The organism is Streptomyces sp. Tek67B01 (assembly GCF_055231995.1).
Map to the genome: position 1 here is coordinate 6075936 of NZ_JBUYUY010000001.1, position 14365 is coordinate 6090300.

13 protein-coding genes and 3 pseudogenes are annotated in these 14365 nt (G+C 73.0%); 12 read left to right on the forward strand and 4 right to left on the reverse strand.

Annotation, left to right across the window (positions count from 1 at the left end):
* Positions 1–17: 17 nt before the first annotated feature.
* Positions 18–212, reverse strand: a pseudogene (locus ACV7NM_RS27425) (hypothetical protein); the annotation flags it as partial.
* Between ACV7NM_RS27425 and ACV7NM_RS27430 the strand changes: the two are divergent.
* The 4 genes and pseudogenes from ACV7NM_RS27430 to ACV7NM_RS27445 all read left to right on the forward strand — a co-directional run.
* Positions 212–1078 (forward strand): annotated as a pseudogene (locus ACV7NM_RS27430) (PucR family transcriptional regulator); the annotation flags it as partial. The pseudogenes ACV7NM_RS27425 and ACV7NM_RS27430 overlap by 1 nt on opposite strands.
* A 15-nt stretch (positions 1079–1093) precedes the next feature.
* Positions 1094–1472: pseudogene (locus tag ACV7NM_RS27435) on the forward strand (DUF5829 family protein); the annotation flags it as partial.
* A 145-nt stretch (positions 1473–1617) separates the two neighbouring features.
* Entirely contained in the window at positions 1618–3690 is a 2073-nt protein-coding gene (locus ACV7NM_RS27440; protein ID WP_463414091.1) for a galactose-binding domain-containing protein, read from the forward strand.
* A gap of 59 nt (positions 3691–3749) precedes the next feature.
* Positions 3750–4346: a TetR/AcrR family transcriptional regulator gene (locus ACV7NM_RS27445; RefSeq protein WP_463412770.1), complete on the forward strand. Its 597-nt coding sequence runs from the start codon at positions 3750–3752 to the stop codon at positions 4344–4346.
* A gap of 54 nt (positions 4347–4400) precedes the next feature.
* Here the strand turns inward: ACV7NM_RS27445 and ACV7NM_RS27450 are convergent, their stop codons facing one another.
* Positions 4401–5684, reverse strand: coding sequence for a helix-turn-helix domain-containing protein (locus ACV7NM_RS27450; RefSeq protein ID WP_463412771.1), 1284 nt, complete (start codon positions 5682–5684; stop codon positions 4401–4403).
* A 185-nt stretch (positions 5685–5869) separates the two neighbouring features.
* On the opposite strand from ACV7NM_RS27450, the gene ACV7NM_RS27455 reads away from it, so the two are divergent.
* Positions 5870–6052 carry a hypothetical protein gene (locus ACV7NM_RS27455; protein WP_463412772.1) on the forward strand — a complete coding sequence of 61 codons (183 nt, stop codon included), beginning with the start codon at positions 5870–5872 and terminating at the stop codon, positions 6050–6052.
* A 20-nt stretch (positions 6053–6072) separates the two neighbouring features.
* Positions 6073–6618: an MOSC domain-containing protein gene (locus ACV7NM_RS27460; protein ID WP_463412773.1), complete on the forward strand. Its 546-nt coding sequence runs from the start codon at positions 6073–6075 to the stop codon at positions 6616–6618.
* Between the two features lie 36 nt (positions 6619–6654).
* Here ACV7NM_RS27460 and ACV7NM_RS27465 read toward each other — a convergent pair whose 3' ends face one another.
* Positions 6655–7443, reverse strand: coding sequence for a hypothetical protein (locus ACV7NM_RS27465; RefSeq protein WP_463412774.1), 789 nt, complete (start codon positions 7441–7443; stop codon positions 6655–6657).
* A 367-nt stretch (positions 7444–7810) separates the two neighbouring features.
* On the reverse strand, positions 7811–8410 hold the full coding sequence (locus ACV7NM_RS27470; RefSeq protein WP_463412775.1) for a class I SAM-dependent methyltransferase: 600 nt from the start codon (positions 8408–8410) through the stop codon (positions 7811–7813).
* Positions 8411–8588: 178 nt separating this feature from the next.
* Between ACV7NM_RS27470 and ACV7NM_RS27475 the strand changes: the two genes are divergently transcribed.
* The 6 genes from ACV7NM_RS27475 (at position 8589) to ACV7NM_RS27500 (ending at position 14350) form a co-directional block, all read left to right on the forward strand.
* Complete coding sequence (locus ACV7NM_RS27475) at positions 8589–9368, forward strand: MHYT domain-containing protein (RefSeq protein ID WP_463412776.1); 780 nt, start codon at positions 8589–8591, stop codon at positions 9366–9368.
* 87 nt (positions 9369–9455) lie between these two features.
* A complete protein-coding gene (locus tag ACV7NM_RS27480) occupies positions 9456–12248 on the forward strand; it encodes a sensor histidine kinase (RefSeq protein ID WP_463412777.1) in 2793 nt (930 codons plus the stop codon).
* Entirely contained in the window at positions 12245–12688 is a 444-nt protein-coding gene (locus tag ACV7NM_RS27485) for a roadblock/LC7 domain-containing protein (RefSeq protein ID WP_463412778.1), read from the forward strand. The genes ACV7NM_RS27480 and ACV7NM_RS27485 overlap by 4 nt, the downstream gene beginning before the upstream one ends.
* A 17-nt stretch (positions 12689–12705) precedes the next feature.
* Positions 12706–13086, forward strand: coding sequence for a DUF742 domain-containing protein (locus tag ACV7NM_RS27490; RefSeq protein ID WP_463412779.1), 381 nt, complete (start codon positions 12706–12708; stop codon positions 13084–13086).
* The gene (locus tag ACV7NM_RS27495) at positions 13086–13724 is read left to right on the forward strand and encodes a GTP-binding protein (RefSeq protein WP_463412780.1); all 639 of its coding nucleotides are present in this window, start codon (positions 13086–13088) and stop codon (positions 13722–13724) included. Before ACV7NM_RS27490 ends, ACV7NM_RS27495 begins: the two co-directional genes overlap by 1 nt.
* Before the next feature lie 227 nt (positions 13725–13951).
* Positions 13952–14350: a roadblock/LC7 domain-containing protein gene (locus ACV7NM_RS27500; RefSeq protein WP_136211471.1), complete on the forward strand. Its 399-nt coding sequence runs from the start codon at positions 13952–13954 to the stop codon at positions 14348–14350.
* Positions 14351–14365 lie beyond the last annotated feature (15 nt).

Below are 14365 nucleotides of genomic sequence, written 5' to 3' on the forward strand. Positions count from 1 at the left end.
TCGGTCGCCTATTGAGGTCACCGACTGGTCGCCGATTGGTCACCGTCGTCGTCTTGGAGCATGTGGCGACGTTGCTGTTCGCGCTTGGAGTAGGCCGCCGCGCGGATCGCCTCGTCGCTCTCCAAGCCCGATCCCAGCGCGCCGCCCACCGTGGCGACCGAAGCGACGAACCAGGACAATGTCCAGTAGTCCGTGCCGTGCAGCGGGGTCCGCGCTGGCCTTGGTCGATGCCCGGGACGAGGCCGACGAGCACACCGTGCTCGCGCTTGAATACGCCGCCACGTCGCTCGCCCTGGAGCTGGCGCACCTGCGCAATCTGGCCGAAGTGGAGCTGAGGCTGCACCGCGAGCTGGTCGACGACCTCCTGGCGGGGACCGACGAGGCGAGCGCCTACGCCCGGTCCGAGGCAGTCGGACACGACCTGCACCGCAGTAATTACGTGTTCGTGGTGCAGTGGTCGAACCGGACCGCGGACGATTCCTTCGCGCAGACCGTGGGCCGGGCGGCCTCCGCCGTGGGCATGCGCTCGCTGCTGACCCGACGTTCCGACCACGTGGTCCTGGTCGCCGACGACAGGCCGCACGCCCGCGCGCTGTACGAGGCGCTCGCCCGCGAGACCGGGACACGGTCCGGGACGATCGGGGTGAGCGCCCCTTCCGACTCCCTGGACGACATCCCCCACCGCTACCAGGAGGCGCGGCGCGCCTTGGACGTGCGCCGCCACTCCCGCGAGCGCTACGGCACGACGTTCTTCGACGAGCTCGGCCTCTACCGCATCCTGGGGCCCGGCAGCGATTACCGGGAACTGGAGACGTTCGTCGACGAGTGGCTCGGGCAGCTCATCGACTACGACTCCCGGCACCACGCGACCATGGTGGAGACCCTGTCCCGGTACTTCGACTGCGGCGGCAACTACGACGAGACCGCCGAATCCCTGGCGATCCACCGCAGCACGCTGCGCTATCGCCTCAAGCGCATCCACGACATCAGCGGCAACGACCTCGCCAACGTCGAGGACCGGCTCAACCTCCAGGTGGCGACCCGAGTGTGGAAGATCGTGCTGGGTGGGCCCGGCTGACATCCCGCCGCGACGACGCGAGACTTCGGGGACGGCGTCCCGGTGCCGTGGTTCGACGCCGTCCTCACCACCGACCGGTACGACGCCTTCGGTGCCTGGGGCATGGAGTACCGGCCGGAGTGCTTCGCCGACCCGCGCGGCCACACCGAGCCGCCCTCGTACCCCGGTGACGTGGGCCGCGAGCGGTACGTCCGACGGCTACCGTGATCATCTGATGTGGGACGTGACCTCGATCCGCTTCGCGGTCACCGCACGCGACAAGGCCGGGTTGCGCCAGGTCGAGCTGTCGCTCAACCACCCCGTGCCCTACCGCCACGAGGAGCGCATCGGCCACTCGACCCTCGTCGTCGGCCCGGGCGCGCGCGCCGTGTGGACGTTCGACGGCGCCCGGTAGGGCCGATTCGGCGCGCGGATGCGAGGCGATCCGACGATCCGTCAGGTCAAGCGTCCCGGACTCTTGACTCTTGTGGCGGCAGTCGGGATTCTCGGGGAACATTGCGCGGGACATGACAATCCACCCGCCGTTCGCCGACCGAGACATGGTGATGGTCGTGACCCGACAGCCGCACATCGGAGGCAGGCCGATCGCGGTCCTGTCCTTACTCCTCGCCATGCTCGCCATGGTCCTCGGCCCCACCCAGGGGGCGGTGGCGGCCGACCCCAACTGGTGGGACCCGGTGGCCCGCCCGGCGCCGGACTCCGCGATCAACGTCACCGGCGAGCCCTTCAAGGGCACCGACGCGCAGGGCAACGTACGGGGTTTCATCGACGCCCACGACCACATCATGTCCAACGAGGGCTTCGGCGGACGGCTCATCTGCGGCAAGCCCTTCTCCGACCTCGGTGTCGCCGACGCCCTCAAGGACTGTCCCGAGCACTACCCGGACGGCTCCCTCGCCGTCTTCGACTTCATCACCAAGGGCGGCGACGGCAGGCACGACCCCACCGGCTGGCCCACCTTCAAGGACTGGCCCGCGCACGACTCCCTGACCCACCAGCAGAACTACTACGCCTGGATCGAACGCGCCTGGCGCGGCGGCCAGCGGGTGCTCGTCAACGACCTCGTCACCAACGGGGTCATCTGCTCGGTCTACTTCTTCAAGGACCGCGGCTGCGACGAGATGGCGGCCATCCGGCTCGAAGCGCAGAAGTCGTACGACATGCAGGCCTTCGTGGACAAGATGTACGGCGGCCCCGGGAAGGGCTGGTTCCGGATCGTCACCGACTCCGCCCAGGCCCGTGAGGTCGTCAAGCAGGGCAAGCTCGCCGTCGTCCTCGGCGTCGAGACCTCCGAGCCGTTCGGTTGCAAGCAGATCCTCGACGTGGCCCAGTGCAGCAAGCAGGACATCGACCGCGGCCTGGACGAGCTGTACGGGCTCGGCGTGCGCAGCATGTTCCTGTGCCACAAGTTCGACAACGCCCTGTGCGGTGTCCGCTTCGACGAGGGCGCCCTCGGCACGGCCATCAACGTCGGGCAGTTCCTGTCGACTGGCACCTTCTGGCAGACCGAGAAGTGCGCCGGCCCGCAGCACGACAACCCCATCGGCCTCGCGCCGGCGCCTCAGGCGCAGAGCGAACTACCGCCGGGCGTCGGCGTCCCGACCTACGCGGCCGACGCCCAGTGCAACACCCGTGGACTCACGGCTCTGGGCGACTACGCGGTCCGCGGCATGATGAAACGCAAGATGATGCTCGAAGTCGACCACATGAGCGTCAAGGCGGCCGGGCAGGCCTTCGACATCCTTGAAAGCGAGTCCTACCCGGGCGTCATCTCCTCGCACAGTTGGATGGACCTCGGTTGGACCGAGCGGCTCTACAAGCTCGGAGGGTTCGCCGCCCAGTACATGAACGGCTCCGAGGCCTTCAGCGCGGAGGCGAAGCGCACACAGGCCCTGCGCGAGAAGTACGACGTCGGCTACGGCTACGGCACCGACATGAATGGTGTCGGCGGCTGGCCCGGCCCGCGCGGCGCGGACACCCCGAACCCGGTGAAGTACCCCTTCCGCAGCACCGACGGCGGCTCGGTCATCGACCGGCAGACCGCCGGGCAGCGCACCTGGGACCTCAACACCGATGGGGCCGCGCACTACGGCCTGGTCCCGGACTGGATCGAGGACATCCGCGTCGTCGGCGGCCAGGGCATCGTGGACGACCTCTTCCGCGGCGCCGAGTCGTACCTCCGCACCTGGGGCGCGTCCGAGCACCACCAGGCCGGCGTCAACCTCGCGGCGGGCGCGGCGGCCAGCGCCGGCACCTCCGAGTGGAACCCGTTCACCAGCTACGCGCCCGGCCGGGCGGTCGACGGCGACCGGGGAACCCGCTGGGCCAGCGCCTGGAGCGACGACCAGTGGCTGAGCGTCGACCTCGGCTCCCCGAGGCTCGTCAAGCGCGTCACGCTCGACTGGGAACGCGCCTACGGCAAGGCCTACCGCATCGAGACCTCGGCCGACGGCAGCAACTGGCAGACGGTCTGGTCCACCACCACCGGTGACGGCGGCCTCGACACCGCCCAGTTCGCGGCTGTCCCGGCCCGTTTCGTCCGCATCCACGGGCAGGGCCGCGGCACGCAGTGGGGCTACTCCCTCTACGAGGTCGGCGTCTACAGCAGCTGACCCCGCGGGGCGCGCGTCCGGGGGCGCAGGCGTAGTGAGCGCGTATGAAAGGAACACGCATGGGACGCATGCCCTTGGCCGACCGGCGACGCCAGTTGACCGAGGCGGCGATCCGGGCGATGACGCGCGACGGCGTCGCCCGGACGACCACCCGGTCCATCGCCGCCGAGGCCGGGCTGTCCCTGAGCGTCTTCCACTACTGCTTCGACTCGAAGCAGGCCCTGCTGGAAGCCGTCATCGAGGCGATCACCGACCATTGCATCAGGGTGGTCCGGGAGGCGCTCCGCCCCCGGACCACCCTGCACGAGACCATCCGGGCCGGCTTCCAGGCCTACTGGGACCACGTGGTGGCCCATCCCGGAGAGCACATGCTCACCTACGAGCTCACCCAGTACGCCGTGCGCCAACCCGGCTTCGGCCACCTGGCCCGACGGCAGTACCAGCTGTACTCCGACACCTACGGCCTGCTCATCGAGGATCTCCGCGCCGTCATGGGCTTCGAACTCGGCGTCCCGGCCGAGGTGCTCGCCCGGTACCTGGCCGCCATGACGGACGGCCTGACGCTGAACTTCCTCGTCCTCGGGGACGAGAAGGCCGCCGCGGAGATCCTGGACGTGATCACGGACCATGTCACCGGCCTGGTGCGCGACGCGTGAGCGGGGCGCAGGACCTCAAAACCTCAGAGCCCTAGGGCCCGGAGCCCCAGGGCCTCAGCGGCCCGCACGGGGAGTCGGCGTCGTCGGCGCGGCGGACAGCTCGCGGTCCAGAGACCGTACGAGGGCCAGCGCTGCCGGCCGGCCCTCGGCCGGGAGCGCCCCCGCCAAGGCCCGCCACGCCTCCGGGTCGTCCGCCCCCCACGGACTGCACACCCAGTCCGCGAGCAGCACCCTGTCCGCCCGGGCGATCACGGCCGCCCGCGCCAGATCCTCGATCCGGCGCCGCAGCCGCGTGATCCCGGGGGCCGTGGAGGACGGCAGCAGGGGACCCGGATAGCGGGAGAGGGCGCCCGCGACGGCGCCCGCCGCCAGGTGCCGGGTCACGGCGGTGAAATCGGCCTCCAGCGCGGCCGCCGTCCGGTACGGGCGGGCCAGCAGGTTCCGCGCACCCCACAGGTGCCGCAGCCTGGAGATCTCCGCGCGCAGCGTGACGGGCGCCACCGACTCGTCCTCGTACAGGGCGAGCGCCAGCTCCTCGCCCGAAAGCCCCTCGGGGTGGTGCGCGAGCAGTGCCATGATCTCGCTGTGCCGCCGCCCCAGCGGGATCTCGCGGCCGCCGCTCACCAGGAGCGCCTCGTCACGGCCCAGCGCGGTCAAGGTGTCCGGGGCCGGGACGGCCGGCTCCCGGAGGGCCGGCTGCGCCTCCGCCGCCCTGGCCACCGCCCGGACGAACGCCAGCGAGTGCGGATGGGCCAGTCCGTCCCCGCCCGTGATGTCCACGGCGCCGAGCAGGACGCCGGTACGGGGGTCGCGCACGGGGGCCGCCGCGCAGGTCCAAGGGTGCACGCGACGGTTGAAGTGTTCCGCCCCGAAGACCTGGACGGATTCCCCGACCGCGACCGCCGTACCGGGCGCGTTGGTTCCCATCGCCGTCTCCGACCAGTGCGCGCCGGGGACGAAGCCGAGCCGGTCGGCCCGGCGAAGCGTCCCCGGCTCGCCCTCCACCCACAGCAGCGTGCCCCGCGCGTCGCAGACCGCCAGCAGGTGCGCGCCGTGTGTGGCGAAGGCGCCGACGAGGTCCCGGAACAGCGGCATCACCCGGGCCAGTGGGTGCTGGTCCCGGTACGAGCGCAGCTCCGCCTCCGCCAGGTCCACCCGCGGCGCGCTCTCCGGGCTCACCCGGGCCGAGGCGCACCGCCGCCAGGACTTCGCGATCACCGCCCGGACGGGAGGCTCGACCCGGCCGTCCCGCGTGAAGGCGTCATGCGCCCGGCTCAGTGCGCGCGTACGCTCCGCGGGGTCGGCCCCGCCCGGCAACGCCACCGACGGATCGCCCATGTCACCCTCCCTGGTGCCGCCACGGCCGGAGCCCGCGTCCACCGTAGTGCGCCCGTCGCCGCGACGGTCCGGCCCCGCCGATCTGTCCGGAAGGCGGCGCGTGGGACGGGCCCCGTGGCCGGGAACGCGTGGCGGGGGTCACGCGTTGAAGGGACAGTGGCCGACGCAGGAGGAGGTGTCCGCAGATGTCCACAGGCGGAAAGGTCGCGGTTGCCGGTGTGGTGGCAGCCATCGTGCTGTTCGCGACGGTCGGATTCTGGGCCGGGCTCCTGGTCCTGATCGGCGTGCCCACCGTGGGGTACTTCATGCTGGACTCCTCGCAGCGGCGTCGGCTTCGGGGCATATCCGGGAAGCAGATCGGCCGCTGACGGCGGCCAGGGGGACGTACATGGACAACGCGCGGGTCACGGCGGTCGCCGGCAGCGGGGTCTACTCGTTCACCAAGCCCCTGCGGGAGAGCATCACGCTCCTCGCCGGGCTCGGCGTCGAGGGGGACGTACACGCCGGGGTCACCGTCAAGCACCGCTCACGAGTGGCACAGGATCCGACCCAGCCGAACCTGCGGCAGGTCCACTTGATCCACCGGGAGCTGTTCGACGAGGTCGCCCGGTCCGGCTTCACCGTCGGACCGGGCCGGCTCGGGGAGAACGTGACCACGGAGGGCATAGACCTCCTCGGCCTGCCCGTCGGGACGCTGCTGCGGCTCGGCGAGGAGGCGGTGGTGGAAGTGACAGGCCTGCGCAACCCGTGCCAACAGATCGACAAGTTTCAAAAAGGGCTGCTCAAGCAGGTCGTCGGACGGGACGAAGAGGGCCGTCCGGTACTCAAGGCCGGCATCATGGGCGTGGTCCGGCACGGCGGTACCGTCCGCCCGGGCGATCCCATCACCGTCACCCTGCCGCCGGTCCCGCGCACCCGCCTCGCACGCGTCTGACGATCGGGCGCGACGGGGCGCGGCCCCGGCTGTCCCTCAGGCCGGTCGCTCCGCGACGCGGTGCAGGGCCGCCAGCAGTTCGGGCAGCTCGGGACGGGCGGGGAAGCCCTCCCGCGGGATGGCCAGCACCTCACCCGGTTCCTCGTCGAGCAGGACGAATGCCGCCTCGCCGGTACGTGCCACCAGCGACCAGCCGGGCCCGTCCGCCCGGAGCGTCCGCGCGCCCTCCTCCGCGAAGGAGGACCGCACCCGGCCCGGCGGCGGCGCGTGCTCCGCGTAGCCCGCGGCCTCCTCCAGCGCCCGGGCGAGACCCGGGTGCGCGGCCGCCGCGGCCCCGCCGTCCGTCGCCACCCGCTCGCGCCAGTCGGCCCACTCCCGCGCGATCTGGTCGGCGCCCAACCGACGCTGCACGGGTCCCCACACCTCCGCCGAGGGCGGGGCCAGCGGGACGCGTCCCGTGCCGTCCGCGCCCTGCTCGGGATCGTGCGGCTCGGGTATGCCGGAGGCGGAGACGGTGAGCTGCAGCGGCCAGCCCGCCAGCGAGACCACGATGGTCCGCTCGTCGGGGGACAGGTCGTACTCCATGCCGCAGTCCCAGGAGGCGATCGCGCTCGCCACCAGCGCGACGTCGTCCACGACGACCGTCCAGCGCGCGCCGTCCTCGTCCTGGCCGAGCACCAGCCCGTACCCGTCCGCGACGGGCGGCACGCCCAGGAGCGCGCACGCCTCGGGAAAGTCGTCGCCCAAGACCGCCGGGAACCGGGTGGGGGTCAGCAACACGGCGGTCAGCACGTACAGCGAACCCCCGTCCTCCGCTTCTGACACGTGGCCTCCTCCCGATCCGCTCGCTCGCTCGTCGGCGCACCTTAACCAGTGGGTAACTCGCCCGTCGAGAGCCTGCGGCCGTCGAATTTCAAGCCGCGCACGCCCGCGACGAGTTGAGGTCCCACCATGGGGAGGACCGGTGTCAGACCGGGCAGGGCGGACTGCCCGGCCCGACCGGACCGAGCCGCGGTACGGATCTCGTCCGTCGCCTCCAGGGGCCCGCCACGCGTGGCTGTGAGAGCGGGAAGGGCCTGCGCGTCCGCCGTCCGTCCGCCGCCCTCTCACGCCGCCCCGTACCACTGCGGCCTCGCGCCCGTCCGCCCGCGCCCCGCCCCCCGCCGATGCCGAGGCCTGGGCCGCGACGGGGTCAGGGGCGGCGCACGGCCACGACCAGGAACCGGTCGTCCTCGTCCACGTACGAGGTCGTCTCCCAGCCCGCCGACGACAGCAGCGGGCGCAGGTTGTGCGCCGCCCGCAGATCGTCCTGGGACAGTTCGCGCCCGTGGCGCGCGGCGAGCGCCGCCCGTCCGATCGGGTGGAACAGCGCCAGGTGCCCGCGCGGGCGTACCACGCGGGCTAGTTCGCGCAGGTTCGACTCCGGGTCGGGCAGGTGCGCGATCAGACCCGCCGCGAACACCGCGTCCAGCACCCCGGCACGCAACGGCAGCCGGGCGACGTCGGCGAGCAGCAGCGCCGCGACCTCGTCCCGGCCGGCCTCCCGCGCGGCGGCCAGCATCTGCGGGGTGAGATCCGCCCCGATCACCGTCCCCGCGGGCCCGACGGCCGAGCGCAGCGCGGGCAGCGCCCGCCCGGTGCCACAGCCCGCGTCGAGCACCCGGTCTCCCGGGCGCAGACCGAAGTCGGCCACGGCGCGTGTGAAGGCCGGGCCGTCCTCGGGGAACTTGCGGTCCCAGTCCGCGGCCCGCGCCCCGAAGAACTCCTGGACATGCGTGTGGTCTTCGCTCATGGGCCCATGATCTCCCACACGTCCTGTCGGCGGTGCGCCGTTCCGCGCGGGGAGCGCGGACAAGGTGACATGCGGCCTGATCGAAGACGAACGTAGCTCTGTCATATTCCAGCAGTTCCAGCGGCTTTCGAAATGCGCCCCTTGTTCGCGCCCTCACCCGCACTAGCGTCCGTTGGCCATGGGACACCTGCACCACGCCGCCTATGGCTGGCTGACACCCGCGCTGTCATACGTGATGGCCTGCATCGGCGCCGCCCTCGGGCTGCGCTGCACCGTCCGCGCCCTCGCCGCGACCGGATCGACCCGCCGCAACTGGCTCCTGACCGCCGCCTCCGCCATCGGCACCGGCATCTGGACCATGCACTTCGTCGCCATGCTCGGGTTCGAGGTCACGGGGACCGACATCCACTACGACGTTCCGCTGACCATCCTCAGCCTCTTCGTCGCCGCACTGGTCGTCGGCGCGGGCGTCTTCGCCGTCGGCTACGGCAGGGGGCGCGGCAGGGCCCTGGTCCTCGGCGGCCTCACCACCGGCCTCGGCGTCGCGAGCATGCACTACCTCGGCATGGCCGCCCTGCGCCTGCACGGCGCGGTCTCCTACCGGCCGCTCACCGTCGGGCTCTCGGTCGCCATCGCCGTCGTCGCCGCGACCGCCGCCCTGTGGGCCGCCCTCCACATCAAGTCGCCGCTGGCCGTCGCCGTCGCCTCGCTCGTCATGGGCGCGGCCGTCAGCAGCATGCACTACACCGGAATGCTGGCCGTCGCGGTCCGCGTCACCCCCTCCGACGCGGCCCTGCCCGGCGCGACCGCCATGCAGTTCATCTTCCCCCTCGCCGTCGGGCTGGGCTCCTACCTCTTCCTCACCTCCGCGTTCGTGGCCCTGTCCCCGACCGCCGACGAACGGGCCGCGTCCACGTCGGCGCGGAACCTCGGGGAGAGCGCCGTTCCGGCCCGCTGAAGGTCCGGCCCTGCGGGCTCCCGCGGCCCGCTCCCTCGAATGCCCGACCGGACCACATCCTCCGCACCACCCCGAACGAGGAGCCCCATGCGCACGACCCGCAGGAGACCGGAAGCCGCGCCGCCGAGGACGCCCGCGCCCCCGGCACGCGGCCGCCGGGCGCACGCAGGGCCTCCCGCCGAGGAGCCGCCGGGCGGCCCGGCCGGGGACGCCTCGCGGGGCGAGGCCCCGGGAGGCACCGTGCCCGGCGTGCGTCTGCGCCCCGGCACCGTGCGCGCCAAGGTCGTCTGCCTGCTGATGGTCCCCGTCGTCTCGCTGCTCGGCCTGTGGGCCTTCGCGACGGTGAGCACCGCCCAGGACATCGCCCGCCTAAGCCGCGCCCGGCGGGTCGACGCGCAGATGCGCACCCCCCTGACGGCCGCCCTCACCGAACTCCAGGCGGAGCGGCGGGCCGCAGTCCGCTTCCTGGCCGATCCCGCGGCCGAACAGGGCTCCGCACTGGATCAGCAGGCGCGGCGGACCGACGCGGCCGTGCGCCGGCTGCGGCTCGGCGACCGGAACACGGTGGCCGACTCCGGTGACCACCCGGCGGAGGTGGTCTCCCGGCTCGGCGCCTTCGTGGCCGCCGCCGAAGCGCTCGGCCCGTTCCGCAGGGAAGTCACCGACCGCCGAGCGAGCCCGGACACCGCCTACGAGACCTACACCCGCGTCGCCGACTCCGCCCTCGCCGCCGCCGGGTCCCTCTCCGGCGGCCGGGACCCCGAACTCGGGGCTGCCGACCGGGTGCTGCTGGAGTTCGACCGGGCCGGGGAACTGCTTGCCCGGGAGGACGCGCTGTTCGCCCTGCCCGGGGCGCGGAACGCGGCGACGCTACGCCGCCTGACCGGCGTCATCGAGACCCGGCGCGCGGTCACCGACGCCGCCGCGCGGGACCTGCCCGGCGCCGGCCGGCGCGCCTGGGAGGCCGTGACGGGGAGCGCCCCCTACACCGCGCTCACCGGTGAAGAAGAACGGACGCTGGGCGCGGCCGCGACGGCGAACGGGACCACGGCGAACGGGACCACGGCGAACGGGACCACGGCGAACGGGACCACGGCGAACGGGACCACGGCGAACGGGACCACGGCGAACGGGACCACGGCGAACGGGACCACGGCGAACGGCGCGACGGCGAACGGGAGCTCCGCGAACGGCGCGACGACGAAGGAGACCCGCGGGGTGCCCGCCGGATGGGACTCCGCGTACACCGGCGTCAGCGCCTCCCTGCGCGATATCGCGGAATCCGCCCACGCCGGGGCCGCCGACCGCGCCGACCCGTTCGCGGAGGGCGCGTCCGGCGCGTCCGGCGCCGCCGTGCTGCTGGGTCTGGCCGCCGTCGCCGCCTCCCTCGTCATCTCCGTACGCATCGGGCGCGGCCTGGTCGTCGAGCTGGTCGCGCTGCGCAACACGGCCCTGGAGATCGCCCACCGCAAGCTCCCGCACGCCATGGAGCGGCTTCGGGCCGGGCAGGAGATCGACATCGACGCCGAAACCGCGCCCGTTCCGGTCGCGGACGACGAGATCACCCAGGTCGGCGATGCGTTGTCCACCGTCCACCGGGCCGCCCTGAGCGCCGCCGTCGAACGAGCCGAACTCGCCGACGGAGTCAGCGGCGTCTTCGTGAACCTCGCCCGCCGCAGCCAGGTCCTGGTGCACAAGCAGCTCACCCTGCTCGACTCGATGGAACGGCGCGCCGACGATCCGAACGAGCTGGGTGACCTCTTCCGGCTCGACCACCTCACCACCCGGATGCGGCGGCACGCCGAGAGCCTGATCATCCTCTCCGGCGCCGCTCCCGGGCGGGCGTGGCGGTTGCCGGTACCGCTGACCGACGTCGTCCGCGCCGCCGTCTCCGAGATCGAGGACTACCAGCGCGTCGAGGTCCGCCGGCTCGCCGAGGCCGCCATCGTGGGCGGCGCCGTCGCAGACCTCACCCACCTGCTCGCCGAACTCATCGAGAACGCGGCCCAGTTCTCGCCGCCGCACACCAAGGTCCGGGTCAGCGGCGAGCCGGTGGGCGCCGGGTACGTCGTCGAGGTCGAGGACCGTGGGCTCGGCATGGGCGGTACGTCGCTCGACGAGGCGAACCGCCGCATCGAGCGGTCCGAGGCCCTCGACCTCTTCGACAGCGACCGCCTCGGACTGTTCGTCGTCAGCCGGCTCGCGGCCCGGCACGGCATCCGCGTGCACCTGCGCACGTCACCGTACGGCGGGACGACGGCGGTGGTCCTGCTGCCCAACGCGTTGATCCAGGGCGTGATCACCCCGGGCGCCCCGCCGCACGGCGCGGAGCAAGCGGCGCCGGTCGGGGTCGCGGCTCCCGGGCGCCGCACCGAGCGGCACCTGCCGGCCGGTGACCTACGGGAACCCGCACGCGCCGTCGCGGAGCCGGAGCCTGGCCCCGACCCGGAGCGGGAGCGGGAGCCGGAGCCGGACCTGGCCGAGGCGCCGGGCCTGGCCGAGGGACCGGGCCTGGCCGAGGGACCGGGCCGGGCCGGGGCGCCGGAGCGCCGACGGAATGCCCCCGTGGCTTCGCTCCGGCCGCGCGCTCCCAGTCGTGTCGACGGCGGCGTCCGGAATCCCGCCACCCCGTCGCCCGTCACCACGCCCGTCACCGCCTCGGTGACCGAACTGCCGCGCAGGGTCCGTCAGGCCAGCCTGGTCCCGCAGCTGCGCCAGCTGCCCGACCCGGTCGCCCCGGTCGCGGCGAGCCGCTTCGAGGACCCACCGGGCCGCAGCCCCGAGCAGGTCCGCGACCGGATGGCGGCGTACCAGGCCGGCTGGGCCCGCGGGGCCCAGGAGAAGTCCCCCCATGACGGCGGCGAAGGAGAATCGCGATGATCGAACAGCGGAGAACCGACCCGGACGGAGTCCACGGGTCCGGCGAGCTGGACTGGCTGCTGGACGACCTGGTGGTGCGGGTCAGGGAGGTTCGCCACGTGGTGGTCCTGTCCGACGACGGTCTGGCGGTGGGTTCGTCCAGCCGCTTGAGCCGTGAGGACGCCGAACACCTGGCCGCCGTGGCTTCGGGGTTCCAGAGCCTCGCCAAGGGCACCGGGCGGCACTTCCGCACCGGTGGCGTGCGCCAGACGATGGTGGAGATGGACGACGGGTTCCTCTTCGTCGCGGCCGCCGGGGAGGGTTCCTGCATGGCCGTGCTCAGCGCCGCGGGCGCCGACATCGGGCTGATCGCCTACGAGATGGCCCGACTGGTGAAGCGGGTCGGCGAACACCTCTACACCCCGCCCCGGTTCACGGCGCGACCGCCGACCGCCGGTTGAGGGCGGCGGCCGCACAGATGGAAGGGCATTGGTACGACGCGGCGGCGGGCCCGCTCGTGCGTCCGTACGCCATGACCGGAGGGCGCACCAAGCCGGGCCCGCACGGGGTCAGGTTCGACCTGATCGCCCTGGTCGTCGTCGACCGGTCGGGCTCCGAGGCGGCGGGCGAGGCGCTGCTCGGCCCCGAACACCGGGCGTTGCTCGGGCTGTGCCGGGCGCAGACACAGTCCGTGGCGGAGCTCGCGGCCGACGCCGACCTGCCGGTGGGCGTCGTGCGGGTCCTGCTGGGGGACCTGCTGGAGGGAGGCCACGTGAAGGTCAGCCGCCCGGTGCCGGCGGCCCAGCTGCCCGACGAGCGGATTCTGCGGGAAGTCATCGAAGGATTGCGAGCACTGTGATGGAACTGCGGGACGACGGGCCGGCCCCGGCCGACGGAGCGGACGACGAGTCGGCGCCGCTCGCCCTGAAGATCCTCGTGGCCGGCGGTTTCGGGGTCGGCAAGACCACCATGGTCGGGTCGGTCAGCGAGATCAGGCCGCTGCGGACCGAGGAACAGCTCAGTCGAGCGGGGGAACTCGTCGACGACACCGAAGGCGTAGGCCGCAAGACGACCACGACGGTGGCCATGGACTTCGGCCGGATCACGATCAGGGCGGGGCTGTCGCTCTACCTCTTCGGCACACCGGGGCAGGACCGGTTCTGGTTCCTCTGGGACGAGTTGTCGCAGGGCGCGCTGGGTGCGGTGGTGCTCGCCGACACCCGCCGTCTGGAGGACTGCTTTCCGGCCGTCGACTACTTCGAGCACCGACGCATCCCGTTCGTGGTGGCGGTCAACTGCTTCACCGAAGCGCGGCGGTACGGGGCGAACGAGGTGGCGCGTGCCTTGGATCTGGAGCAGGGGACACCGGTGGTGCTGTGCGATGCGCGGGACAAGGACTCGGGGAAGGAAGTGCTGGTCAGACTGGTCGAGTACGCGGGGCGGGTGCACACCGCGCGGCTGCTCGACTCCGTGGGTCCCCCTCCGGCGCCCCACTGATCGCAGATCGCGGATCGCAGGGCGTGGCGGATCGCCGACGGGGCGCGCCGGGGCGGGCCGGGTCCGCCCCGGGTCGTCCCGGACGGGCGTCCGCCGCTCCTCTTGAGTCATTTCCGAGCCGGAGGCCCGTCCTCCTTGCCGGGAAGGAGCCGGTGGGGAAGGCTTGCGGACGACCGAGCAGGGTGGGGCGCGCCCGCGCGGGCCGCGCCGACGGGGAGGGGCTCCACATGGCACTGGACAAGCAGCTCGACTGGCTGCTGGACGATCTGACGCGCAGGGTGCCGCAGGTCCGGCACGCGGTGGTGCTGTCCAACGACGGGCTGGTCACCGGGGCGAGCGCGGGGCTGGCGCGGGAGGACGCCGAGCACTTGGCGGCGGTCGCGGCCGGGCTACAGAGCCTCGCGAAGGGGTCGGGGCGGCACTTCCGGGCCGGTGACGTGCGTCAGACGATGGTCGAGTACGACGAGGGGTTCCTGTTCGTCATGGCAGCCGGCGCGGGCAGTTGCCTGTGCGCGCTGAGTGCGGCGGAGGCGGACATCGTGCAGGTCGCCTACGAGATGACCTTGATGGTGAACCGGGTGGGCGAGCACCTGGGCGTCACGGAGCGGCGGATCACGGGCGGCTGAGCGGGTTGTCCACAG

Bases quoted from the DNA above. Each gene is read 5' to 3' on its own strand.
- ACV7NM_RS27440 (WP_463414091.1), top strand. From the start codon at position 1,618: ATGGTGATGGTCGTGACCCGACAGCCGCACATCGGAGGCAGGCCGATC.
- ACV7NM_RS27445 (WP_463412770.1), top strand. From the start codon at position 3,750: ATGGGACGCATGCCCTTGGCCGACCGGCGACGCCAGTTGACCGAGGCG.
- ACV7NM_RS27450 (WP_463412771.1), bottom strand. From the start codon at position 5,684: ATGGGCGATCCGTCGGTGGCGTTGCCGGGCGGGGCCGACCCCGCGGAG.
- ACV7NM_RS27455 (WP_463412772.1), top strand. From the start codon at position 5,870: ATGTCCACAGGCGGAAAGGTCGCGGTTGCCGGTGTGGTGGCAGCCATC.
- ACV7NM_RS27460 (WP_463412773.1), top strand. From the start codon at position 6,073: ATGGACAACGCGCGGGTCACGGCGGTCGCCGGCAGCGGGGTCTACTCG.
- ACV7NM_RS27470 (WP_463412775.1), bottom strand. From the start codon at position 8,410: ATGAGCGAAGACCACACGCATGTCCAGGAGTTCTTCGGGGCGCGGGCC.
- ACV7NM_RS27475 (WP_463412776.1), top strand. From the start codon at position 8,589: ATGGGACACCTGCACCACGCCGCCTATGGCTGGCTGACACCCGCGCTG.
- ACV7NM_RS27480 (WP_463412777.1), top strand. From the start codon at position 9,456: ATGCGCACGACCCGCAGGAGACCGGAAGCCGCGCCGCCGAGGACGCCC.
- ACV7NM_RS27485 (WP_463412778.1), top strand. From the start codon at position 12,245: ATGATCGAACAGCGGAGAACCGACCCGGACGGAGTCCACGGGTCCGGC.
- ACV7NM_RS27490 (WP_463412779.1), top strand. From the start codon at position 12,706: ATGGAAGGGCATTGGTACGACGCGGCGGCGGGCCCGCTCGTGCGTCCG.
- ACV7NM_RS27495 (WP_463412780.1), top strand. From the start codon at position 13,086: ATGGAACTGCGGGACGACGGGCCGGCCCCGGCCGACGGAGCGGACGAC.
- ACV7NM_RS27500 (WP_136211471.1), top strand. From the start codon at position 13,952: ATGGCACTGGACAAGCAGCTCGACTGGCTGCTGGACGATCTGACGCGC.